Annotated in this window: 22 protein-coding genes; 8 read left to right on the plus strand and 14 right to left on the minus strand. The window is 58.9% G+C overall.

Annotated elements, in window-relative coordinates; all coding sequences use genetic code 11:
- Positions 1–37 precede the first annotated feature (37 nt).
- Positions 38–1,453, plus strand: coding sequence for a glutamate synthase subunit beta (locus tag AC33YF_RS05165; protein WP_491776134.1), 1,416 nt, complete (start codon positions 38–40; stop codon positions 1,451–1,453).
- Between the two features lie 30 nt (positions 1,454–1,483).
- Here AC33YF_RS05165 and AC33YF_RS05170 read toward each other — a convergent pair whose 3' ends face one another.
- The 4 genes from AC33YF_RS05170 to galE all read right to left on the minus strand — a co-directional run bounded on the left by AC33YF_RS05170 (position 1,484) and on the right by galE (position 6,820).
- Positions 1,484–2,689, minus strand: coding sequence for an SGNH/GDSL hydrolase family protein (locus AC33YF_RS05170; protein WP_491776135.1), 1,206 nt, complete (start codon positions 2,687–2,689; stop codon positions 1,484–1,486).
- A gap of 18 nt (positions 2,690–2,707) precedes the next feature.
- Positions 2,708–4,345, minus strand: coding sequence for a lytic murein transglycosylase (locus AC33YF_RS05175; RefSeq protein ID WP_491776136.1), 1,638 nt, complete (start codon positions 4,343–4,345; stop codon positions 2,708–2,710).
- Positions 4,346–4,420: 75 nt separating this feature from the next.
- Positions 4,421–5,728: a lytic murein transglycosylase gene (locus AC33YF_RS05180; protein ID WP_491776137.1), complete on the minus strand. Its 1,308-nt coding sequence runs from the start codon at positions 5,726–5,728 to the stop codon at positions 4,421–4,423.
- 99 nt (positions 5,729–5,827) lie between these two features.
- Complete coding sequence (galE, locus tag AC33YF_RS05185) at positions 5,828–6,820, minus strand: UDP-glucose 4-epimerase GalE (RefSeq protein WP_491776138.1); 993 nt, start codon at positions 6,818–6,820, stop codon at positions 5,828–5,830.
- A gap of 160 nt (positions 6,821–6,980) precedes the next feature.
- Here galE and galU point away from each other — a divergent pair, with 160 nt between their 5' ends.
- Both galU and AC33YF_RS05195 read left to right on the plus strand, forming a co-directional pair.
- A complete protein-coding gene (galU, locus tag AC33YF_RS05190) occupies positions 6,981–7,853 on the plus strand; it encodes a UTP--glucose-1-phosphate uridylyltransferase GalU (RefSeq protein WP_491776139.1) in 873 nt (290 codons plus the stop codon).
- Between the two features lie 232 nt (positions 7,854–8,085).
- Entirely contained in the window at positions 8,086–9,093 is a 1,008-nt protein-coding gene (locus AC33YF_RS05195) for a KpsF/GutQ family sugar-phosphate isomerase (RefSeq protein ID WP_491776140.1), read from the plus strand.
- A 28-nt stretch (positions 9,094–9,121) separates the two neighbouring features.
- Here AC33YF_RS05195 and AC33YF_RS05200 read toward each other — a convergent pair whose 3' ends face one another.
- On the minus strand, positions 9,122–10,771 hold the full coding sequence (locus AC33YF_RS05200) for a B12-binding domain-containing radical SAM protein (protein WP_491776141.1): 1,650 nt from the start codon (positions 10,769–10,771) through the stop codon (positions 9,122–9,124).
- Positions 10,772–10,919: 148 nt separating this feature from the next.
- Here AC33YF_RS05200 and glpD point away from each other — a divergent pair, with 148 nt between their 5' ends.
- The gene (gene glpD / locus AC33YF_RS05205; RefSeq protein ID WP_491776142.1) at positions 10,920–12,419 is read left to right on the plus strand and encodes a glycerol-3-phosphate dehydrogenase; all 1,500 of its coding nucleotides are present in this window, start codon (positions 10,920–10,922) and stop codon (positions 12,417–12,419) included.
- Positions 12,420–12,468: 49 nt separating this feature from the next.
- Complete coding sequence (locus tag AC33YF_RS05210; RefSeq protein WP_491776143.1) at positions 12,469–12,702, plus strand: hypothetical protein; 234 nt, start codon at positions 12,469–12,471, stop codon at positions 12,700–12,702.
- A 129-nt stretch (positions 12,703–12,831) separates the two neighbouring features.
- Here AC33YF_RS05210 and AC33YF_RS05215 read toward each other — a convergent pair whose 3' ends face one another.
- The 9 genes from AC33YF_RS05215 to AC33YF_RS05255 form a co-directional block, all read right to left on the minus strand.
- A complete protein-coding gene (locus tag AC33YF_RS05215) occupies positions 12,832–13,275 on the minus strand; it encodes a hypothetical protein (protein ID WP_491776144.1) in 444 nt (147 codons plus the stop codon).
- Positions 13,276–13,292: 17 nt separating this feature from the next.
- Positions 13,293–14,342: a ferrochelatase gene (gene hemH / locus AC33YF_RS05220; protein WP_491776145.1), complete on the minus strand. Its 1,050-nt coding sequence runs from the start codon at positions 14,340–14,342 to the stop codon at positions 13,293–13,295.
- Between the two features lie 64 nt (positions 14,343–14,406).
- Positions 14,407–14,832 (minus strand): NUDIX domain-containing protein, encoded by a 426-nt coding sequence (locus AC33YF_RS05225; protein ID WP_491776146.1) that lies wholly within the window; start codon positions 14,830–14,832, stop codon positions 14,407–14,409.
- Positions 14,833–14,893: 61 nt separating this feature from the next.
- The gene (locus AC33YF_RS05230; protein WP_491776147.1) at positions 14,894–15,556 is read right to left on the minus strand and encodes a peroxiredoxin; all 663 of its coding nucleotides are present in this window, start codon (positions 15,554–15,556) and stop codon (positions 14,894–14,896) included.
- Between the two features lie 121 nt (positions 15,557–15,677).
- A complete protein-coding gene (locus AC33YF_RS05235; RefSeq protein WP_491776148.1) occupies positions 15,678–16,814 on the minus strand; it encodes a nickel/cobalt transporter in 1,137 nt (378 codons plus the stop codon).
- Positions 16,799–17,482 (minus strand): DUF1007 family protein, encoded by a 684-nt coding sequence (locus AC33YF_RS05240; RefSeq protein ID WP_491776149.1) that lies wholly within the window; start codon positions 17,480–17,482, stop codon positions 16,799–16,801. Before AC33YF_RS05240 ends, AC33YF_RS05235 begins: the two co-directional genes overlap by 16 nt.
- Positions 17,483–17,717: 235 nt before the next feature.
- A complete protein-coding gene (locus AC33YF_RS05245; protein WP_491776150.1) occupies positions 17,718–17,903 on the minus strand; it encodes a Flp family type IVb pilin in 186 nt (61 codons plus the stop codon).
- 237 nt (positions 17,904–18,140) lie between these two features.
- Complete coding sequence (locus AC33YF_RS05250; protein ID WP_491776151.1) at positions 18,141–18,707, minus strand: L,D-transpeptidase; 567 nt, start codon at positions 18,705–18,707, stop codon at positions 18,141–18,143.
- A 96-nt stretch (positions 18,708–18,803) separates the two neighbouring features.
- A complete protein-coding gene (locus AC33YF_RS05255; RefSeq protein WP_491776152.1) occupies positions 18,804–19,664 on the minus strand; it encodes a class I SAM-dependent methyltransferase in 861 nt (286 codons plus the stop codon).
- Between the two features lie 174 nt (positions 19,665–19,838).
- On the opposite strand from AC33YF_RS05255, the gene AC33YF_RS05260 reads away from it, so the two are divergent.
- The 3 genes from AC33YF_RS05260 to AC33YF_RS05270 form a co-directional block, all read left to right on the plus strand.
- Positions 19,839–20,933: an ImuA family protein gene (locus AC33YF_RS05260; protein ID WP_491776153.1), complete on the plus strand. Its 1,095-nt coding sequence runs from the start codon at positions 19,839–19,841 to the stop codon at positions 20,931–20,933.
- Entirely contained in the window at positions 20,848–22,416 is a 1,569-nt protein-coding gene (locus AC33YF_RS05265) for a Y-family DNA polymerase (RefSeq protein ID WP_491776154.1), read from the plus strand. The genes AC33YF_RS05260 and AC33YF_RS05265 overlap by 86 nt, the downstream gene beginning before the upstream one ends.
- Positions 22,413–24,384 (plus strand): PHP domain-containing protein (locus tag AC33YF_RS05270; protein WP_491776155.1); only part of this gene is annotated, 1,972 nt, incomplete at its 3' end. The genes AC33YF_RS05265 and AC33YF_RS05270, both read left to right, overlap by 4 nt.

Consider the following 24,384-nt stretch of genomic DNA (forward strand, 5'->3'; position numbering starts at 1 on the left):
CAAGGATGAGATGAGTTAGGGCGGAGTTCCTAGTCGAATGGGCAAAGTTACAGGTTTTCTAGAGATCGACCGCGAAGACCGGGCCTATCAGCCGGCCGCCGATCGAGTGCGCCACTTCAGAGAGTTCGTGATCGATCCGAGTGATGCGGACATCACGAAGCAGGCGGCCCGTTGTATGGATTGCGGCATCCCGTATTGCCACACAGGCTGTCCGGTCAACAACCAAATCCCGGACTGGAACGACCTCGTCTATCATTCCGACTGGCAGGAAGCCGCGCAGAACCTGCATTCCACAAACAATTTCCCAGAGGTGACCGGCCGCATTTGCCCAGCACCCTGCGAGGCGGCCTGCACGCTGAACATCATTGACGAACCGGTCACGATCAAATCGATTGAGCGTGCAATCGCGGATCGCGCCTTCGAAGAAGGCTGGGTCGTTCCACAGCCGCCCGATCACAAGACCGGAAAACGGATTGCCATCGTTGGGTCGGGGCCCGCCGGCCTCGCCGCGGCGCAGCAGCTTGCACGCGCCGGGCACGACGTTCATGTTTTCGAGAAAAGTGCTTACCCTGGCGGTCTGCTACGCTACGGCATCCCGGACTTTAAGATGGAAAAATCCATCGTGGAGCGCCGTGTCGCACAGATGGAAGCGGAAGGCGTGACGTTCCAATGCAACGTCGAAGTTGGCAAGGACACCAACATCGGCGACCTAGAGCGGGATCACGACGCTGTACTCCTCGCGGGTGGATCCGAGCGTCCGCGCGACCTTGACGTTCCAGGGCGCGAGCTCGACGGCGTCCACTTCGCGATGACCTTTTTGCCTCAACAAAACAAACGCGTTTCAGGTGAACCGTTGGGTGACGTTCAGTCGATTTCCGCCGAAGGCAAGAGTGTCGTTGTGATTGGCGGCGGCGACACCGGCTCGGACTGCATCGGCACCTCATTCCGCCAGGGCGCCACCTCCGTAACGCAGCTAGAGATCATGCCCGAACCGCCGGAGCAGGAAAACAAGGCGCTGACCTGGCCCCATTGGCCACTCAAGTTCCGTACGTCGTCGAGCCAAGCCGAAGGCGCCATTCGGGATTTCAGTGTCGCGACAAACCGTTTTCTCGGCGACGGAAAGGTTGAGCAACTGGAATGTGTACGCCTCGACGAGCAGATGAAGCCGATCGAAGGCAGCGAGTTCACGATCCCCGCGGATCTCGTGTTTCTGGCCATGGGCTTCTTGCACCCGGTCCAGGAGGGCATGATCTCGGATCTCAAATTGCACCTCGACCAGCGCGGAAATGTCAAAGCCAATGACGTCGACTACAAGACCTCGCGCGACAAGATCTTCGTGGCAGGGGATATGCGCCGAGGCCAGTCCCTTGTCGTGTGGGCCATTCGAGAGGGCCGGCAGGCCGCGCACGCCATCGACAAGTATCTGATGGGATCGACCACGCTACCCCGCTAAGCGGCAGGACGCTATTTCAGATCAAATGGCTTAGCTCGGCGGCCAGGTGAAGTCGTCGGCGCGCCCGGATTTCGGCTCCAACTGTTCTCCGCGCACGAGGACGCGATAGTAGGGCCGTTGCGCGAGTGGCAGCTGCGGTCGCGACGAAGAGAGCGTCACATCGGACACCGCCGAGATCGAAGAAATCGCGGTATACCCTCCAGGCAGATTTGACGTGATCACCTGGGGGTCACGCGATCCGCCCGCGCCCGCATTGCCAGCAGCATCTTGTAGGGGAGCAGCAGCACCGCGATTTGGCCGCACAACGCTGACATCACCAACCTGGTCCTCTCGTAGAACATTCTCGGCGCCGCCATCCGCTGACACCCGCGGTACAGCTGGCGGTGGCGCTGAGGTGAGCCCCTTTGCCACCTTTTCTTGTTCCGCAGGATCGCCGGCCAAAGGAATATCGCGTTCCTTCTTTGCAAGGTCGATATCCTTGCGAAGCTCCTTGTTCAACAGCTTTGCCAGCTTCAAATTGCCCCTTGATGTGAAACCGTCGCCATTGCGCATCTGCTGCCGCCGGCCCGATTCATCGACGCCAACAAGCGTGTACTGGCCGTTCTCGTCAGCGAATTCACGCCATGTATCGACGAACTTCGCACCGTTCACAAACGCCTTCTCGCGAAACACTTCGTTGAGCCGCTCCGCTGCGGCTCGATTGCCCGCCGACCGCATCACCGGCAGACCGACCCAATAGACACCCAATCCCGCGTCCCGCAATCGACGGATAAATGTCTCGACGCGGTCGCCGTAAGCATCGCGCCATTCCTCCGTGCCAACTTTGAGAAGCTTTCCGTCTTTTCGGATTGGCTTGTTCTCACCGAGCCCAAAATGAACAACGGCTACGTGGTATGTGCCGTTCTTCAAGATCGGACCAATCTTAGTGTTCCAGTCGAACCGCTTGGGGTCAGTGAAGCCCGTCCATTTCTTGGACTGATTCAGCACGTCGACCGTGGGGTCTGCCTCAAAATCACGGTACAGCCCATTCCACAGTCCCTCGGCCTGTTTATCGCCGAGCACGACCACTCGATAGCGATCACCATTGGGAAACGGTGTGATGTAGCTTCGGTGCGAGAGCGCATCCTGAGCTAGCACGGGCTTTGGGGCCAGCGGAACAACGAGTGCCGCAATCAGCAGAAGGATTGAGCCAACTAAGCGAGGCGTGCGGGTGCAGACATTACCTAAGCAAGACATGTAGCACCCTCTATAGCACTAATTCGCCGGTGCGGGTGGCACGCCGGCTGCGCTGCTTGAATAGGTCTGGCCAGCTGGCGCTGGGCGTGGCTGGATCGGAATGATCGCGTAACCGTATTGCTGACCCGGCGGCGAATACTCGGGCTCAATGGTCTGCGACGGAGTGGACTGAGGTTGCGCGGGGGCCGGCTGCATAGCTGGAGCTTGGTCAGCCTGAGGCTGCACTGCCGGAGGCTGCATGGCTTGAGGTTGAGCAGCCGCCGGTTGCACCGGCGGAAGAAGCTGTGGCGAGGCGGGCGGAATAACGGCTTGATTGGCGGGAACCGCCGCAGAGGGCGCGCCCTGCGGCTGGGCGGTGTTCGCTGGCGCTGCTTGCCCTTGGTCCGTTGGAAGGGCACCTGTCGATTGGGGTGCAGCGGCGGGAGGGATAGCTGGTGCGTCAGCTCTCAACTTCTTCAGAATAGTTTGCGTGGGATAGCCGTCGACGGGCAGGCCCTTCGCGCGTTGATACGAACGCACGCCGCCAAGAGTGCCGCTACCGATAATGCCATCTACCTCGCCCTCCAAATGTCCGAGCGCAATTAGATGACGCTGCAGCTCCATGCGCTGCTCCATTGAGAGACGACGCTCACTGGTCGGCCATGGCTGCACGAAGGGGCCGTAGCCGGCCAGCCGGTCTGCCAGATGACCCACTGCAAGCGCGTAAGAGTCCGCATTGTTGTAGCGAAGCAGTGAGCGAAAATTGTTCAGGACTAGGAACGACGGCCCGTTGCGCCCATCAGGCGATAACAGCTGCGCTTTGTCGCCGGGGCGCGGGAAAGGCTGGCCATTGACCCGCGTGACACCCGCGTTCTGCCACTGTGCCAGGGTCCGTAACTTCCCACGCTTGTATCTTTTTGCCGTGTAGCTCTTCGGCAGCTTCACCTCATAACCCCAGGTCTGCCCGGCACGCCAACCCGACTTTTTCAGATAGGCCGCTGTCGATCCCAGCGCGTCCGGGATTGTATTCCAGATATCGCGGCGTCCGTCTCCATCGAAATCTACGGCATAGGCTGCATAGGTTGTGGGAATAAACTGCGTGTGGCCCATGGCGCCGGCCCATGATCCACCGAAATTGTCGGTGTCCGTATCGCCGTTCTGAATGATCTTGAACGCCGCATTAATCTGCCCACGGGCGAACTTCGACTTGACGCCCGAACACGCGAGGGTCATGAGCGATTGGATAACTTGCTTGTCGCCCTTGTTGGAGCCGTAGTTCGATTCGAGCCCCCAGATCGCCACGACAATATGTTTGTCGACACCATATCTGGCTTCGATTTGTTCGAGTAAGGGACCATATTCTGCGAGCCGCTCCTGTCCCGTTGAGAGCCTTCTCGGCGACACTCCCCGATCAACATACTCACCCATGGGCTTCTTGTACTCGGGTTGATACTTCGCCGACTCGATCACCTCGCTATCGTGGCTGATGCCCGCTGTCGCTTTCTCGAAAGTCTCCCAGCTCACGCCGCCGCGCTTTGCGGCAGGCCAAAAGCTTTTCACGCAACTCTGAAACTTGTCTGCGTGCGCGTCGCCTGGCAACACCACCACTGAGACAGAGGCCAAGCCAGCCGATAAAGCGGCCGATATCAATAGCTTAGGACAATTCATGTATCGCATCCTAGGACGTTATCAAGTGGGGCGGGCAAAACCGTGGCAAACCCGCAATTGCGCATCTGCCTAGAATTACAGCGGCTAATTTAGCACCTGGTTAATTAAGGCGTGGCTGGGATAGCAGGTCAGAGGGAGACCCCGCGCCCTTTCTTCCTTGCCGATAGATTGCCGCGTTTTGAAACCGACGAGCCCGTCGACCTTCCCGACATCGTGCCCGCCGGAGACAAGCACCTTTTGGAACGCCAGAATGCGATCTCGGGTGAACCGTTCAACTGGCTGCCATTTGCCGACGAATTGGACCGGCACGTTGTAGGCGATCATATCCGCCACGTGACCGACAAAAATCGCGTAGACGTCCGAGTTATTGTAGAGTTTCAGCACCGAGAAATTAGTTGTTGCCAGAAACGCCGGCCCCTTCATCCCAGCCGGCAAGACGAGGAACGTCCAGTCTCCTAACCGGTCCTCCGGAAAGGGACGGTCCTTGACGCGGCGGACGCCAAGATCGATCCACTCTCTAATCGGGAGCGCTTGGTCAGGCCCCTGCAGCGTGCAATCGAAATTCTTCGGCAGCGTGACCTCGTAGGCCCAAGGCTGCTTGTCATCCCAACCCTGGCTACGCAATGCATTTCCGGCGCTCGCCAGCGCGTCAGGGACCGACCGCCATATGTCCCGCTGCCCGTTGCCGTCGAAATCCACCGCATGTTCTTCAAAGTCACCCGGCAGAAACTGGGTATGCCCCATCGCACCAGCCCACGAGCTCCTCATCATATCCCGGGTCGCGTGCCCTTCTTCGATGATCTTGAGCGCACCAATCAGCTGCGGCCTGAACTCGTCGGCGCGGCGCCCCATGAACGCTTGTGTCGCGATTGCCGTCACCGCATCGTGAGGCAGCGCCGCCCGGCCGTAGGCCGTCTCTCGACCCCAAATCGAAAGCACGACGCTCGCCGGCACGCCAAATTGCTCGTCGATGGCCTTCAGCTCCGGAGCGTACTGCCGATATTTCGCTCGACCCGTCTTGGCCAGAGCGTTCAGGCTACGCGGCTTGAAGTAGTTCTGAGGGACGCCAAACTCGGCCTGCGGCTTCGGCTTAGGCTTCATAGATGCGGGCAAAGCCGGACCGCCGGGATAGGCAGGGTCAGGCGGCGTCAGCTGCGGTAGTGACCAATCAAGCTTGAGCCCCTTCAGTTGCTTGTCGAAGGTCGCGCGGGAGACTCCGGCGGCTTCCGCCTCTGGCCACAGCCCCTCCAACCACTGCTTGAAGCTGGATTCGACTGCACGCCGGTAGTCGGACTCAGGACTGCCCCACCCAATCCCCGGCAAAGATACCAACGAAAGCGCCAACAACACCGCGCACGATAAACACGTCCGTACAAGCCGCATGCCCCTCATGGACGACCCCTCGAGTCTCAAGAACAACTTTTGGCGGATTGTGGCGGGGCTCTATGACTTTCAAAAGGCGCGTTTGCGCCTTGGAAAACAGTGCCCGGATTAGCCCTTGTCGCGCTGTGTCTTGAGATGCTGTTCCCAGGCCAACGCATGGCCAACGATTGTGTCGAGACTATTCAGCCGCGGCCTCCATCCGAGTATGTCGCGGATGCGATCGGCGCCAGCGATGAGCTCAGGCGGATCGCCAAGGCGGCGCGGGACTGTTTTCACGGGGAAGTCCACACCTGAGACCCGCTTCACCGCCTCAACAACCTCGAAAACTGAGAAGCCCTGCCCATAACCGCAATTCAGTACTGCGCTCTCAGCGCCGCCCCGTAGATAGCGAAGCGCGTCAAGATGAGCCCGGACCAGATCGGTGACATGGATGTAGTCGCGGACGCAGCTGCCGTCCGGCGTCGGATAATCGGTCCCGTAAATATCGATCCCTCGACGAAGGCCCACAGCCGCCTCGCACGCGACCTTGATCAGATGCGTGGCCCGAGGTGTCGACTGCCCTGTCCGACCTTGCGGATCCGCACCTGCGACATTGAAATAGCGTAAGGCCACATATCGCAATGCATGCGCCTGCGCTGTGTCGGCGAGCATCGTTTCTGTCATTAACTTAGAGCTCCCATAAGGCGAAATGGGCCGTAGCGTCGCATCCTCCGCCGCAGGAGATCGATCCGGCTCGCCGTAAACGGCTGCCGTGGACGAGAAAATGAAATTCGGCACGCCGGCATCGACGGCGCAAGCCAGTAGGTTTCGTGAGTTACACGTATTGTTGGCGTAGTAGCCCAAGGGATCCGTGACCGACTCAGGCACGACAATCGACCCGGCGAAATGCAAGATGGCGTCGATGGGCGTGTCACCCAGAAGCTGCCCCACCAGCGACGTATCGCCAGCGTTTCCCTCCACAAACCGAACTTGTTCCGGCACCGCAGAGCGGAACCCCGTCGTCAAATTATCGATAACAGTAACGTCTTCGCCGGCGTCCAGAAGCTCCCGGACCATGTGGCTCCCGATATACCCCGCCCCGCCTGTAACAAGAACACTCATGGACTAACCCCCCGAAAAACTGCGCTTCACGCCTCGCGTTTTGTGCTATCGCAAGGTGATTTAGGGACTTACAAGTGAGGTCGTTTTTGTAGCGCTTGACGTCCGCTTTCCTGCACCCGAATTCGCTCGGGGTCCACCCTCATATTCGAAAGAAGATTCGATGCCTGCTCGCATTCGCAAAGCCGTGTTTCCAGTCGCCGGACTAGGTACACGCTTTCTACCCGCAACGAAATCGATGCCGAAGGAAATGCTGACAGTGGTGGATCGACCGTTGATCCAGCATGTCGTGGATGAAGCGCGCGAAGCGGGAATCGAGCATCTGATATTCGTTACTGGGCGCAACAAGGGCGTGATCGAGGATCATTTCGATAGGCAGCCAGAGCTTGAAGAAACGCTGGCCGCGCGTGGCAAAACAGCGGCATTGGAGACTCTCGCTGAATGCCTGCCTGAAGCAGGCGCTGCGAGCTTCATCCGCCAGCAAGCACCGCTGGGTCTAGGCCATGCCGTGTGGTGCGCGCGAGAAATCGTTGGGGATGAGCCCTTCGCAGTCATTCTGCCTGATGTTCTTGTACAAGCGCCTGACAAAGGCTGCCTCGCACAGATGCTTGACGTCTATAACAGCCGTGGCGGCAATATCTTGGCGGTCGAACCCGTCCCCGACGACCAGACCCAGAACTACGGGGTGGTCGCGACGGGAGGTGCGGATGGGAATGTCTTCCCCGTCACAGGCATGGTGGAGAAGCCCGAACCGGGGACAGCGCCGTCCAATCTCACAATTCTTGGCCGCTACATTCTCCAGCCAGAGATTTTTGGTTTGCTCTCCGAACAAGGTGCCGGATCAGGCGGGGAAATCCAGCTAACTGATTCCATGCTGACCCTATTGGAGACGCAGCATTTTTTCGCGGTAGAGTACGAAGGACGTGCGTTTGATTGCGGATCGAAGGCCGGTTTCCTGGCAGCAAATGTCGCCTTCGCGATCGATCGAGCCGACTTGCGCGACACAGTCGTCGCCGAAATCAAGAAGCTGCTTTAGCCAAAAACTCCAGTCTGGTGCTGCCCGACGGCGGGTTCGGACCCCAGTGGATCGTACTATCTTTGCTGGCCCCAAGAATAAGGTCGCGAAGCGTCAGGGCGAGGCTGGCCGAGGACTTCGAGAGACTTTTGCAGGGGCTCCCAAGGGCGAGAGGCAAGCGCACGCTTGGCTTGACCTTTCAGTGCCTTATTCAATAGTAGAATTGGGTGCCGAAGAGGGGAAAATACTGCCGATGTCCGCCGAGTTGAAACGGGATCCATCCATTATCGAAGACCACAGCGCGGCCGTCGCCTCGGCTACGCGCACGTTACAGCTCGAAGCGCAAGGCATAAGCGCGCTGCAGGAAGCGCTCGCGGCCGAACTCTCGGAGAGCTTTGCCGCCGCGCTCGGAATTTTGAGGGGCTGTCGCGGGCGGGTAATCGTTACGGGCATGGGCAAGAGCGGCCATGTGGGCGTGAAGGTTTCCGCCACCCTGGCCTCTACGGGAACGCCGGCTTACTTCGTCCACCCGAGTGAGGCGAGTCACGGCGACCTTGGCATGATTACCCCGGATGACGCGATCTTGGCATTTTCCTGGTCCGGAGAGACGGTCGAATTAGAGAATATTCTGTCTTATTCGCGCCGCTTCGCTGTCCCGCTGGTAGCGGTGACTTCGAACGCGCAATCCACTCTGGCTAAGGCCGCAGAAGTTGTCTTGGCTCTGCCTCGATCGAAGGAAGCCTGCCCGCACGGGCTTGCCCCAACAACATCAACCATGATGCAGCTGGCCTTAGGCGACTCGATAGCGATCGCTCTCTTGGAGAGCAAGGGTTTCACAGCTATCGACTTCGGCGTTTTGCATCCCGGCGGCCAGCTCGGCGCTCGCTTAAAGTTCGTGGACGACTTGATGCATCGCGATGCGGACCTCCCGCTAACGCAGACCGACTCGGTTATGTCAGAAGCCATCGTTGTAATGACCGAGAAAGCTCTAGGGTGCCTTGGCGTAGTAGATCAGGACGGTCTTTTGCGGGGCATCATTACCGATGGCGATCTGCGGCGGCATATGGGGGACAGCCTGTTGGATCGGCGCGCGGCGGAAATCATGACACCAGCGCCAAAAACCGTGACGCGCGGCGTCATGGCGAGCGCGGCTCTTGAGATCATCAATGCGTCGGCCATCACAGCCCTGTTCGTCGTGGAGGATGGCCGGCCTGTGGGGCTCGTTCATATCCACGACTTGCTCCGCGCGGGCGTTGCTTAGGCTGTTTGAGGCGCAGGGCTCGCTAATGCTAAGCAGCGATCGGTTCTTTCGACTTTTTATCAGGCGAAGCATCGATCTTGCGCGACCGAGAGAACGGCTTGCCCGCGTCTGACATCGCACCCGTTACGGGGTCGACATCCGCAATTGCCCGGACAAGCTCTGCATAGTGATAGTGCGTCGCCACCTTTAGTGCGTAGATAAAGAGAATATGGGGCTCGCGCCAACGGGCCTTGACAATGCGATTGAGTTGTTGGCGATAACGATCTCGCAGGACAGTGTCCTTCACCAGAGCCAAGAGCCGGGAACTCACGACGCCGAAGCGCACGTAGTTCAAAAAGCTGCGCTTCGCCCAGGCCATGCGCCAGCTCGACCAGTAGGGTAGCTGATGCAGAGTAAACTTAAAGTTCTGATCGAAGAACTGCGCGTCCAAGCGCTCGAAATAAGCGTCCAGATCATAGCAAGACTGCATCGTCTCGATGAAGCCTTCCCTCAGCTCTTCTGACGTCATGCCCAGTGGAATGACATTCGTACCATAACGGTCATGGTCTTGCTCATCATTGAGACGCCCCGCCTCCTTAAGCCGCTTGAAAAGCGGCGTCGTGGGGATGGCATGCAAGAGACCTACGAGCGCGGTCGATATTCTTGCCCTCGTCAGAAACTCGGGCACAGCCTTGAAAATCGTGGGGTCATCATGATCGAAGCCCACAATCATACCGCACCACACATCGATGCCGTGATCCTGGATACGATGCACACGGTCGATTAGCGAGCCGGCATTGGGCCGAACATTCTGTAGTTTCTTGGTCTCGCGAAGCGAATCTTCGTTGGGCGTTTCGATCCCAATAAAGACGTTCTGGAAGTTTGCCAACCCCATGAGCTCCATCAGCTCCTCGTCCTCGGCGAGATCGAGAGAGGCCTCAGTGAACAGGGTCAGCGGATATGCGCGTGCTTGCTGCCATTTGATAATGTCGCGCAGCACGGCTTTGATGGCCTTTTTGTTGCCAATGAGGTTGTCGTCAACCACGAAGACCATTTTGAACCCTGCCTGCAGGAAATCCTCGAGTTCGGCGATAACCTGCTCACTTGTCTTGAGGCGTGGACGACGGCCAAACGTGACGATGATGTCGCAAAATTCACATGTGAATGGACAACCGCGCGAAATCTGCATGCTGCCGAACATGTATCTGTTGATCTTCAACAAGTCCGTACGTGGTACGGGCAGCTTCGTGACGTCGGTCTTCTCTCCTTGCTCATAACGAGACTTATGCTGACCTTTTTCCCAAGCAGCCAAAAACTCAGGCCAAGTCTCGTCTGCTTCTCCGACGAATAACACATCCGCCAGCTCTTCAAGCGCCTCCGGCTCGACCGTGGCCATAGGGCCGCCCACGACTGTCATGACACCGCGTGCGCGCACTTCCTCTAAAATCTCGATGAGCCGGCGCCCCTGTATGTTCATGCCGGTAACGCAGACCATGTCCGCACGCCCGAGACGATCGAAGTCGATCTCCTCAACGTTCTCATCAATGAGTGTCACGTCATGATGATCTGGTACGAGAGCAGCCAAGAGGCCGAGACAGGCGACAGGGAGATTGGCCTGCTTTCCGAACAGAGGCATACAGTGTTCAAGCCCCCAAAAGGAGATTTCGAAACGCGGATTGACGATGACAATATCGGCCATGTTGTCCTTCTTATGAGAGCGATTCTCTATGCAATTCCTGGAAAACTAGTGCTACGGAGTAAAGACGGCCACCCCCACAGCCAAGCCCACCGAAGCAAGTCTAACCGATTTTCGGCAGAGGCGCTGGCTCAAACTGAGATCAAGATGGATGCCCGCTAATTCAGTCGATATTTTGGTGGTGGGCGGAGGAATCCATGGCGCCGCGATAGCACGGGACGCAGCGGGGCGTGGTCTGAAAGTCATGCTGGCCGAAAAAGAAGACTATGCCAGCTTCACCTCCTCGGCTTCATCCAAGTTGGCCCATGGTGGGTTGCGCTATTTGGAGCACATGGAATTCGGACTCGTCCGAGAGTCCCTCTCTGAGCGTGCCGGCCTGTTGAGGACCGCACCGCATCTGGTCTCCCCACTAAAGTTTCTGCTTCCCATTTTTGCCTGGCAGAAGCGCAGTGCCTGGTTTGTGCACACAGGCTTGGCGCTTTATGACCTTCTCTCGCTTGGAGGTGAAATGCCGGGAAGCGGGCGCCTAGCCCAGAGTGAAATCGACGCTCTTCCCTATCTTCGTCACGACCATCTCAAAGCAGTGTTGCACTACCATGATGCCCATGCTGACGATGCCCGGCTGACTCTGAGCGCTGCTCTGGATGCGCGCGGCCGCGGCGCCGACATCGCTAATCGCCGAACGGTGACGGCGATTGTACCGCTTGCGAATGGGTACATAGCAACGATCGTCGAGCGGGGCGGAACCAACAAAGTCGAAGCCCGTTTCATCGTCAACACGGCAGGCCCGTTTGTGGGTCAGCTGGATGCCATGATCCCGCATGGGCCCTCCCCTCAAAACATCCGCTTCGTGCGCGGCAGCCATATCGTTCTGCCGATGCCAGAGCCAGCAGAGACCTCCGCTTACACGTTGCAGGACGAAGGCGAGCGCATAATCTTCTCAATTCCCTGGCTTGGTGGAAATTTTCTGATGATTGGGACGACCGACATTCCTCAAACCGGGGCTCCGGGCCATGCTGTCTGCAGCAACCAGGAGAAGGCCTACCTGCTCGATGCCTATAATCGCTATTTCTCTCGCTCCGGCGGACCGGTTGCCGATAGCGATATCGTTTTCGATTGGGCGGGCTTGCGAACGTTGCATGGCAGTCCAGACAAGGCCGCGAGTCGCATAAGCCGCGAAGTGACTCTTGAAACGAGCACGCAAGGTAACGGCGGATTTTTGTCGCTTGTTGGGGGCAAGCTAACTACTCACCGCGCAACAGCAGAACAAGTGTTGGCTCGACTCCGCTCCATGGGCCTTGAGATGGGACCGGCCTGGACGAAGAATACTCCGCAGTATGGCGGCACTCTCGATCGAAAGACGTTGCTCGCTCGGGCAGCAGAGGGGCCCGCCGTCGTTTCGCAGCATACACGGCAGCGCTGGGCCTTCACGTATGGCGACAAAATCGAAACGCTTTACGGTCAGCTCCAGACCGATCCCGGCCTTGCAGAGGAAATTGCTCCTGGCGTCCCTCGTGTGGAACTCGAGCACGTCGCGTCAGTAGAGGATGCAGGCACCTCGGAGGATTTCCTTATGCGTCGAACCAAGCTGCAACTGTTCCTCGACGAGGCAGGTCGCGAAATGATTGAAGACTGGTTCGCCAAGAACTAAGTGGGTGGTCAGGACTTGGCCATTCGCAACACTAAGATTCGGAGATCTAATGGCTGACTTTACGGTGGAAAAGGGCAAGCGCTATCGGGCGACAATCACACTTGGTATGCTTCAGAGCATGGCGTCGAACGAAACGGTCGCCCAAAAGTTGACCGAAGCAGGTTTCACGGACGTAAGCGTCACGGGTTCAGGACGTACACGGACGGCCACAGGACAGTGGGCGAAAGACACCGTTTCGGGCGCAATCCCCCAGGAGATCTCCAGAATATCGCAACTGGCCTAGGTGCAGAGCGCCTAAGAACCGCCGTTTGCCGCCTCCTACGGCTACACCATAGATGGTGTGGCGCGAGGCGGTTTTGAGGTGTCGTTCGAAGAGACGACAGCGGGTCTCAGAAAAGGACGGCCGCCACGGTCACTGCGGGATGTACTGCATGATGTCTTGTGCAGCCGCAGAAGCTGCGGCCTCGGCGGCGGGCCCCCAACGTCTGTTGAGCGACCCTTTCGGAATCACATTGGTCTGCGTCACGTTACCGAGATGTAGGCCCTCAGGACCGAAGACGGTCCAATCGATCCGTATCGTCTGCTCACCGCGTCCTGCCGGGAACAGACGCACCATGCCTTGTATCTCGTAAGCTTGCGCGGCTGGTGTGCCCGTGACGGCGAAGCCACGGTTCAAAAGCTGATCCGAGAGGGCGTTCTCCAAAGCCTCTTCGCCATCGCCAGGCGCGCCGACGACGTCAATATAGGCCCACCGCTCTTGAACCAGGCGCTCTTGGGCTACGGCAGCAGACGCAATCATCGCCCAGGTGCTTGGAAGTATCGTCAGCAGAAGCCCCAAAAAGGCAGAACGCAGCATTGGCTATGGCCCCAAAGTCAGTCTATCCATCCCTTCAACTCGCGTTCGACGAGATGAAGCAAGACGCGAATACCGCCTTCCGAGTCATTGAGGCAAGGAATAAAGCTGAACTTCTCACCGCCGTGCTCAAGAAAGATTTCTTGCGCTTCCCCATCGATCTCTTCCAAGGTCTCGACGCAATCAGCAGCGAAACCCGGCGTCAGAATAACCATGCGTTTGACGCCTTCGCGGGCGAGCGCTTCAACAGTTTTGTCCGTATAGGGTTGCAACCACTCCGCCCGCCCGAAACGAGACTGAAACGTCGTCATAAGCTTGCCTCCGAGCGGTCCGAGCGCTGCCCGAAGCGCGTCGCTCGTATCTAGGCACTGGCACTGATAGGGATCGCCCTTGGTCACATACTCCTTCGGAAGACCGTGGTAGGACACAAGAATGACCTCGGGGTCGAAATCGAGCGTCGAAAGATGCTGTCGGATGGAATCCGCTACGGCCTCGATATACACGGGGTCGGACGCATACGGCGGAACCGTGCGGAGTGCCGGCTGCCAACGCATCGATTTGAGCTTATCGAAAACAGTGTCGTTGACCGTCGCGGTGGTTGCAGCGGCATATTGCGGATAAAGCGGAAACACCAACAGCCGCTCGCAGCCTTGTTCGACAAGCGCCTGCAGCCGGTCGGCGATCGTGGGATTGCCATAACGCATCGCCCAATCGACGATCACTTCCTCCCGATGGCCAAGGCCATCCGCGAGCTTCTCGGCTTGGGCCCGGGTAATGGTCCGCAAGGGGGACTCGTCCCGTTCCTCGTTCCAAATTGACCGGTATGCCTCGCCGCTCTTGGTGGGACGCGTCGTCAGTACAATGCCGTTGAGGATCGGCCACCAAATAAGCGGATTGACCTCGATCACCCGGCGATCCGACAGGAACTGCTTGAGATACCGCCGCATCGACCAATAACTGGTGTCGTCGGGCGTGCCCAAATTGACCAAAAGCACCCCCACCTTGCCAAAGGGCTGGGCAAGGCAATCGAACGGTTGCTCAAAAGCGTCCGCTGTTGGGCTTTGGTTCATCGGCGCACTCCTAGTGCTCGCCTCTCAAGACATGCCCGTAAATAGGATATCGCACCCGCCACGCCTAGTCTTGAGATATTGCTGCGCGAAATTTCGCTGCATCGTCGAGAATTTGCGCGTGATCGAAGGCGAGAGGCTCATCTCGCCAGTTCTCGACCCACTCGGCCGAAGCGGCGTCGTCGCCCGCAACCGCGCTGGCCGGTTTCGAAAGACACGTCAGAAACACCGTGCTCACTGTATGGCCTCTTGGGTCGCGAGACGGGTCCGAATAGACGCCGACGAGCAGCAGGTCGCCGACAGTGAGCCCCGTCTCTTCTCGCAGCTCTCTGCGACATCCCTCGTCGATCGTCTCGCCAACATCCACAAAACCTCCTGGCAGCGCATAGCAGCCCTTAAAGGGCTCACGGCCCCGACGGATGAGCAATACGCGCCCTTGCGGATCGAAGACCACGCAATCGACGGTCAACGCGGGTGTTGGCGGAAAACCCATTAGATAAATAGCCGTCGATCCGTGAGTTCAGTCGCGCAATCGGCATCCGACTGCGCAGCCGCTAGTCCTTTGGCTGCGGAACGATACGAAGATACGGCTTCAAAGTAGTCCACCCATCAGGATAGATCGTCTTCGCTTCATCGTCTGAGACAGCCGGTACGATGATTACGTTGTCACCTTGATTCCAGTTCACCGGCGTCGCGACACGATGCTTCGCTGTGAGCTGCATGGAGTCGATGACCCGCAACACTTCGTCGAAGTTACGCCCCGTCGTCATGGGGTAGACCAAGATCAGCCTAATCTTCTTATCAGGCCCGATGACGAACACGTTTCGCACGGTCTGATTGTCCATCGCCGTGCGCCCCTCGGACGTTTCGCCCGCACCAGCCGGCAGCATGCCGTAAAGCTTGGAGACCGCGAGATCCGTATCGCCAATCATGGGATAGGTGGGCTCGGCGCCTTGTGTCTCTGCGATATCTGCCTTCCACTTTTCGTGGGCTTCGACGGGGTCCACGCTCAAGCCGATGATCTTGACGCCCCGCTTATCGAATTCAGGCTTGATCTTGGCCATGTAGCCAAGCTCCGTTGTGCAAACCGGCGTAAAGTCTTTGGGGTGCGAGAACATCACCGCCCACGAGTCACCGATCCAATCGTGGAACCGAATGCGCCCTTCTGTCGTATCCGCCTCGAAATCCGGGGCGATGTCGCCAAGGTGAAGCGTCATGTCTCTCCTCCATGCATCAAGTGCGTCGACAGGCCTGACCGGGCTATATTTGGGTTTGCCCAGACTACTCCGCAACCGCAATTCAATAACGACATTCGGCCTGACGGCTCCTACGGGGCCATTAGAAAGGCCGCACGGGCCCAAGCGAAGCCAGGAATAGCAAGAGCCCGATCGTCATCACAAGCAGCGCCCCACCGATCGAGCACACGATCCATACGACCTCGGCCCAGCGGGGGTTATCACCACCGACCGCAAGCGCGAGGTTTCGTGAGCCAATCGCTAAGGATGCAAGGACCGAAACGGTAATCGCCGTACCGAGCGCCATAGCGAAGGTCGACGCAACCCCAGCCCAGAAAAGCCCCTGCGCTAATGCAAACACGAGAACAAGGACAGCGCCGGAACACGGTCTGATCCCAACGGACAGAACGACGGCCCATATCTTCCGCCATGTCATCGGTTGAGCAATCTGGCTTACATCGACGATATGACCGCAAGACTCGCATGACTCATGGTCGTGGTGGTGATCGTGGTCGTGATCATGCGCGTGGGCATGATCGCTATGGCTGTGGGCATCGTGGTTGTGGGCATGGCCGTGGTGATGTTCATGCCCCGCGTCCGCCCCCTTCCGGCTACGCCACAGTTTCCAGAGCGCCGAGACGAGGAGCGAAAGGCCAACCAGAAACACAAGGGCATAGCTCGCGGTCTCTAGTTGTCGAACCCACCGATTGACCTCGAATCCGGTGCCTTTAAGCGCGATAATTAGAACGCCAACAAGTGCTACCGCCATCAGTCCCTGAACGGCGGCGGCGAGAAAAGAGATGAGAATGCCGCGCCGCACGGTCTCTCTGTTCGCAAGGACGTAGGACGAGATTATCGCCTTTCCGTGGCCCGGCCCTGCGGCATGGACGACGCCGTACACAAAGCTGAGGCTGGCGAGTAGCAGCCCGGCCTGCCAAGCATTGCCCTCCTTCAGCTCCCTAATCGCTGCCGCGAGAGGCCGCAGCAGATTCTGCTGCGTCTGGATGATCCAGGATTGCAGATTGCTGAGCGGCCCCTCCGCTCTGAGCGGCGCCTGAACAGCCGCGCCTCGAGGCTCACCGGCGCTTTTCGGCGCACTGAATGCCGGTGGAGGCGCCTGGCGCTCGGCCGGCGCCCCAAATGCCGAGGGAGGCGATTGTTGCGCATAAGCCTGCGGCCCGGCAGACGCAACAAGCAGGCCCAAAACACCCAAGATAGCCGAGACTACTGAGCGCCGCATGTCACCATCACGGTTTGCGCGAACTGCGATCCATAATTCGAGTTCGGCCCAAGCTGGCTGAAGAAGGATTCGGTGAGCGCCTTGGCATCCTCGGCCGCCTGCGGGTCGGGCGCTTCGATCTGAGCAGCACAACCCGCCGCAGACCCGGCGATCTTGACGGGATCGTTCTCAGCAAAACCGAATGCCACAAAGAATGAGGGATCGTAGACGTCGAGTGAAACCCCTTTGGCCCCCGGGTCGAGCGGCGCTTCGAGGGGCAAGGTGAAGTGAAGCGTCAGCGCTGTACCGTCGTACTCGACCCAATAGTCCTCAGGGCCCTTAAGCGGCAAAAACACGTCCTCTCCGTCTCGCCTGATGAATGTGAAATAGTCGAAGTCCTTCAAGGACTCGACGTTGACCTTCGCAAGCGGGTCAAGCTCGTCCTTCGCGTAATTACCATCGCTATTCTTGTCGAGCCCCTGTACCGCCATCGTGCTGTAGAACTCGTCAAAGGTCCAAGCGTGTTTGATACCGGTAATCTTCTCGTCCGGACCGAAAACGACTTCGGACCTCACCGTCGCCCAGACGTGAGGATGCGCCTCCACCGAAGCGGCGAAGCCGAAAATCACAGCCCCCAAAAATGCCAGTCGTAGGATCGTGCGCTGGACTCGATCATTCCAGTATAGCAAGGCTCCGCTCCTTCGAATCGAGAGCGTGGGTTAGGCGGGAATTGTGGAGGTTTTTTGCGCTTTGTGAAGCCGGAGGTTAGGCCGCCGGCAAAGAGTGCACTGGCGCGGCATTGCCAGCGGCAACACGTCATACAGCGATGAACATGACATACGAAGCGTTTGTTGAGGTGTAAAGTGGAGAGCCTGGCGAGGCCGGCCAGGCCCTCCCGAACTTCTCGGATAGGCTAGTCTCGGCTTACTCGCTGACGCTCGTGGAGAGGCCACTGTTGGTCGAAGCGGCATTTGAGTACCAGGTATCCGTGTTGCTGCCGAACGCATTGATGCCGGCGGCAACGGCGAGCCCAATGCCCGCCACCATGAGTGCGTACTCGATGGCCGTAGCGCCCGACTCGTTATTCAAGAAACGCTTGATAAAAGTCATATGACTCTCCCGTTCGATTTTTTTTACGTTTGACTTCGGCCCCGCGCCGAACTTCTGTCGGCTTTTGGAGCACGAGGCGTAAGCTAACAGCGGCGTGTTAGGCGTAGATTAAATCGATTGCGTAAAGTCGAATAGAATTCAGCGAAAAATGCACGAGCCTATAATATTGCGAACTCAGCAATACTGCGGATTATGCTGTGGGAATGTACATGTCGTTGCTTCTTGTTTACTCTAAATTTACCATATGACCGTAACGCGCGTGCCAACAGGAACACGTTGGTAAAGGTCGGCCACATCGTGGTTGAACATGCGGATGCAGCCTTTGGACACCGCCCGGCCAACTAAGTGCGGAGCGTCGGTGCCATGGATTCGGTAAAGGCTCGTGCCGAGATACAACGCGCGGACGCCTAACGGATTGCGCGGATGACCCCCCGGGACATAGGCCGGCAGACTGGGATTCTCCCGGCGCATCTCCGGAGTCGGCGTCCAACCGGGATTGACGCGCTTATCGCTCACATAGGTGTCGCCGGACCATCGTGCTTCACCCGTGGGCGTTGCGATTGGGTAGCTGATTGCTCTCCCGCCAGGCAGAACATAGTAGAGCCGAGCGCGGCTGAACTGAACGAAGATCGTCCCCGGCTGGTAGCCGGGAGGCATGGACACAAGATGGCGTGCCACCACGCGGTTCTTCTGCGGCCGAGACGACATGAGTGAGTCGAAAAACCCCGCCGAGGCTTGATGGGCTGGCAAGGCAAACAAAACCACCGCACACGCCATGGCGGCTGAAAAACCCAGGAAACGCATAACAAGAACCCCGTTTCGCTTCTTTCCCGAAGCTTGCGGTGATTCTGGTTAGCGAAATCCAAACGAGCGTCCCGCAGCGGGAATGGGCTCGGGCGATCAGGCCGAGCGCGCGCCCGTAACGATATGGACGCACGCATCCATTTGAACGGCCCCGTCTCGCTCGTTCTGCGCGTAACGCTGGATCAGGCGTTCACGGACTGCGGTCGTGGCCGTCTCGTCCGCATCGGCGAGCAGGTCGCCAAGCGAAAAGGCACTGAACGCGAAGTCCGCGGCATGGTCGGGCGGAAGTCCACCGCCGAGGGCGATCGTGCCGCGCCAGTCGCGAATTTCGAGGTCGCGAAAGCCAGCGGCCTGAAGAAGACCGTAGAGTTTTTCACCTCCCGCATAGCGAAAAGGCCCGGGGGCGTCAGGATCTGGCTCGGGCACGTCCATGACTTGGGCGACGGCCTCGCGAAGGCTTGTCATCCAGGGGTTTTGCGGTGGCGGCCCCCATACAGTGAAGGCAATCCGCCCGCCTGGGGAAAGCCAGGTGTAGAGGTTAGAGAAAGCCGCCTGTGGATCGTCGAAGAACATAATTCCGAAGCGAGAGATGAGCCGGTCGTAGGGACCATCTGGAGCGGTGGCGCTTTCCACATTGGCAGTATGAATGGCCGCGTCGCTTTCTTCCTCCGCGATGCGTGATCGCGCCATCTCGGTGAGAGCGGGCGAGATATCGATGCCGTGCAAGCTGCTTCCTGGATGGGCTTGGCGCAGGAGTTTCAGCATGGTGCCCCCACCGCCGCAGCCGATCTCCGCAATGCGGAGTGGACCCGCCAGACGTCCCGCCTCGATCAGCGGCGCATCGACTGGATCGAGCGTAGCTTCCATAGCAGCGAGCTGGTCGCACCATTTCTGCCCGCGCTCATGCGCCCAATCTTCGGCCGAGACGCTCTGCGTTGGGGGCTGAATTTGGTTCATTGGCAGTGTCTCTCGTCTTTTTCGTGCGATATTTAAATGATCGTGAGGAGTGATGGACGCAAGCGCAGCACCTGCGCCGGGGGCGCCGAAATTGAGTTCCAACAACTGACCATTCTTGACTCTGGGCCGACTCGGGAGTAAGAACAAAACAGGAACGAGAGTGGAGTGTCAGTAATGCGTAACAACGTTCCAGGCGGCGATTTTAGTGCCCTCGTTCCGCCGGCTGACGTTGAGGAAAGAGCAGGCGGTCTTACGGGAAGGGTCCTGATTGAGCAGCTGCGGGCATCCATCCGGGCGCTCGAACAGGTTCCCGTCTCCTTAAGCATTCCCCCCGCGCCGGGTGCGGCCCCTTCCCGCCCCGCCTGCTCTTTGACGCCGCCTTCTTCCGCCTCCGGCACGGCGGATGCTCCTTCGCAAAGCCCTCCCTCGAACAACCCCTTGAGCACACTGCATCAAGCTGGGTTGCACGAAATCAAGCCACATGCCTATCGCGACACGCCGGCAGGCCTTGGCCTTGCCCTTTCCGTGATCGCCGACATCCAAAGACAAGGTCCAGGCGCGGTGCTGTGGTGTATGACACAGCGGCAAGCCCAAGAATGGGGACGCCCTTACGGCCCTGGTCTCTTGAAAGCAGGGCTAGACCCAGCCCGTGTTCTCTTCGTCGAAATGCGCAATGCGGACGAAACCGCCTGGGCTCTGGAAGAAGGGTTGAAAAGCGCCGCACTTATCGCCGCCTTAGGCCAAACCGAAATCAAGACTCCGCTTGTGGCCAGGCGTTTAGGGCTCGCCGCCCGCGCCGCCGGCACACCATGCTTTCTCCTGACAGGCCATGGCGAGGCGAAAGTCCCCGGCACGCTCACGCGCTGGCGGATCGCCACGGAGGCAAGCGCCCATATCCCTTTCGACACAGGCGCCAGCTTCGGCCAAGGCGCTCATTCATACGAAAGCGCTCCTGGCCCTGCCTGCTGGTATCTGTCCCTCGAACGCAGCCGGGCTGGTGCTCAAGTAGCGCGAAGCGCGGAAGGGCAAACGACAGGCCCTCAAGTAGGCCAGAGGCCGGTAGGGCAAACGATAAGAGAAGGTGCACGCTTTCATGTGCAGGCAAACCATGGGGCCCGTCATGAGGCCGGCCGCCCAAACACCAAACAAGTCACCGAAGGCAGAATCGAAGAGGCTGCGCCGAATGGTTTGCGCGTGGTTCCCGCATCTGCCAATCGAGAGACTGACGCGGGAGCGCTTGCGCGCGGGCTACAAGCCGCCACCGGCTAAGAAGCCTTTCGCGCTTGTGGGCAGCGATACGCACGGGCTGACTCTCTCAGCCCTTAACACAAGCTGCCGACAAGACGGGCTAAGTCCTGGGATGCGGCTGGCCGATGCCCGTGCCATCTGCCCTGCGCTCCTCACCGAGCCTGCCACACCTGCCAAGGATGCAAGAACCTTGGAGTCCCTCGCCCGTTGGGCATCCCGCTATAGCCCCTCCCTCAACGTGGACGGTGCGGACGGTCTCTGGCTCGACGTGACCGGCGTCACGCATCTTTTCGGCGGCGAGCTCGAATTACTGGCCGATCTTGGAAGCCGTCTTGCAAGGTTGGGCTTTCGCGCGCGGCTAGGGTGTGCGGGCACGCTTGGCGCCGCCTCAGCGCTAGCCCGTTTTGGGCAGAAGTCTCCGTTTATTGCCGCATCTGGAAGCTTGCCAGATACGCTTGCGCCTTTCCCAGTCGAGGCGCTACGCCTTGAAGCCGATACTGTCCTGCTCTTGCGGCGGCTGGGACTAAAACGCATCGGCCAGCTTTACGGCCTGCCTCGCGCCAGCCTCGAACGGCGCTTTCATTCAAAGGAGGCGGCCGAGAACGTCTTACGCCGTCTCGACGAGGCGCTCGGAAGACGGAAGGAAACACACGCACCGCTTCTGCCCGAACAAGATTTCGTGGCGCGCCTCTCCTATTCCGAGCCGCTCATCTCTCACGACGGTGTTCTTGCTAGCCTTGACCGTCTCGCGGACGAACTTTGCAACATGCTGATAAGCGCCGGTGTCGGAGCCCGGCGCGTAGTGTTGTGGGCCGCCCGCACTGACGGCTCCTCTATCTCACTTGAAGCCGGATTGAGCGCACCTTCCGCAACGGCGGCGCATCTGGTGCGCCTTCTCAAGGAAAAACTCAACACGGTCGACATGGGGTTCGGAGTCGATCTCATGACCTTTGCGGCCCTCAGGGTTGACAATCTGCATCCGGAGCAAACCGATCTTAGCGCAACAACCCGCAAGCCCGGTCCGGAGAAACTCATCGACACGCTAGGAAGCCGTTTAGGCGCACATGCCGTGCGGCGTCTTTTCCCGCAAGAAAGTCACATCCCAGAACTTGCGCAGTCGACGCAAGGCGCCTTTGCAAAAATGCCGACCTGGAACGGCAACTCCGGTGACAGCTCTTTGGAGAAGCCACAGCGCCCACTTCTTCTGCTCGCAACACCGGAAAGCGTGACCGTAATGGCCGAGATCCCCGAAGGACCGCCGCTTCGTTTCACTTGGCGGCGCGTCAACCGCCGCGTGACTAAAGCGGAAGGGCCAGAGCGGATCGCACCTGAATGGTGGCGGACATTCGACGGCAGCCCAATAGAGCGGACACGCGACTACTACCGCATTGAGGATGAGGATGGTTGCCGCTACTGGGTCTTCCGCGAGGGCCTTTATCAGGAGAGAGACGAGGCGCGAGAGGACAACCCTCCGCGCTGGTTCCTGCATGGGGTGTTCCCGTGACGATCGTCTCAGAACCCCGTTACGCCGAACTCGACGTCACTACAAATTTCACCTTTCTCCGCGGAGGCTCCCACGGCGAGGAACTTGTGAAGCAAGCAGCGGCGCTCGGGCATGCGGCCATTGCGGTTGCGGACGCAAATACACTTGCTGGGGTGGTGCGGGCGCATATCACTGCGAAAGAGGCCGGCATCCAATTCATCGTTGGCGCACGGTTGATTCTTGAAGATGCGCCTTCTCTTCTCGCCTATCCCACATCTCGCGCAGCCTATGGCAGGCTATGCCGCCTGCTGACACGCGGGCAGCGCCGCGCCGAGAAGGGCGAGTGCATTCTGTTTCTCAAAGATGTGGCAGACCATGCTGACGGCTTGATCTTCATCGCACTAAGAGGAGGAAACGATCTCGGCGATGAGAACCAGGACGATGCACGGTTCGAAGAAGAACTCTTGCGCCTCAAACAAACCTTGAACGCGCCGCTCTATCTGGCTGCTCATTACAGCTATCGCGGCGATGACCGTATACGGATTGAGAAATCCGCACACATCGCCAACTGTACGCGTATCCCTCTGATCGCTACCGGGGCTGTTCTCTACCACGCCCCGCAACGCCGCCCACTCCAAGACGTGCTCACCTGTATTCGCGAAAAGTGTACGCTTCCCGAAGCGGGCTTTCGCCTAGAAGCAAATGCCGAGCGGCACTTGAAAGCACCCGCCGAAATGGCCAGGCTTTTCAAGGGCTATGAGGAGGCGTTGGAGCGCACGGTCGAAATCGCGGAACGCTGCCGCTTCTCCCTAGACGAATTGAAATACGAATATCCTGACGAGCCAGTTCCCGAAGGCAAGACCCCGCAAGGGTATTTGGAGGAGATTACCTGGGAAGGAGCGGTCTGGCGCTTCCCGGATGGAATTTCCGATCATGTCCGGAGCACGATCGAAAAGGAGCTCGCACTCATCAAAGAGCTCAACTACGCCCCCTATTTTCTGACCGTCTACGACATTGTTCACTATGCACGAAGCCTCGGCATTCTCTGCCAAGGCCGCGGATCGGCCGCTAACTCTGCCGTATGCTATTGCCTCGCCGTCACGAATGTCGATCCCACCGAGATCGACCTTCTATTCGAGCGTTTCGTTTCGCCCGAACGGCGCGAGCCACCCGATATCGACGTGGATTTCGAACACGAGCGCCGCGAAGAGGTAATCCAATATATCTACGCACGCTATGGCCGCGACCGCGCGGGGCTTGCCGCCACGGTCATCTCTTATAGAGGCCGCTCCGCCGTGCGCGAGGTCGGCAAGGTACTGGGACTTTCCGAAGACACGGTCGCCGCACTCGCGGGTACGATCTGGGGCCTCAGCAATAGCGGGCTGCCGGATAAATATGTACGTGAGGCAGGGCTAGATCCTTCCGACCCACGTCTCGCACGCTGCCTCGCCCTAGCCCATGAACTCATCGGCTTCCCTCGGCATTTATCCCAGCATGTGGGTGGCTTCGTTTTAACACGCGGTCCTCTCTCCGAACTCGTGCCCATCGGCAACGCTGCCATGGAACACCGCACTGTCATCGAATGGGACAAGGACGACCTCGATGCGCTTGGCTTGCTAAAAGTCGATGTGTTGGGCCTTGGCATGCTCACCTGCATTCGCAAGGCCTTCGCGCTTTTGAAAGAGCACTACGACAGGCCTCTCACACTCGGCACCGTGCCGCGAGACGACCCGGCCGTATACGACATGCTCTGCCGCGCCGATTCTATTGGCGTGTTCCAAGTAGAGAGCCGCGCGCAGATGAATATGCTGCCGCGCCTTAAGCCGCGTAACTTCTACGATCTCGTCATCGAAGTCGCCATTGTGAGGCCTGGCCCGATTCAAGGCGACATGGTGCATCCTTATTTGCGCCGCCGTTCCGGCGAGGAGAAAGTTGATTTTCCTTCTCCCCATCCCGATCACGGACCGTCCGACGAGCTACACCAAGTAC

The sequence above is a fragment of the Methyloceanibacter sp. genome (assembly GCF_058506495.1).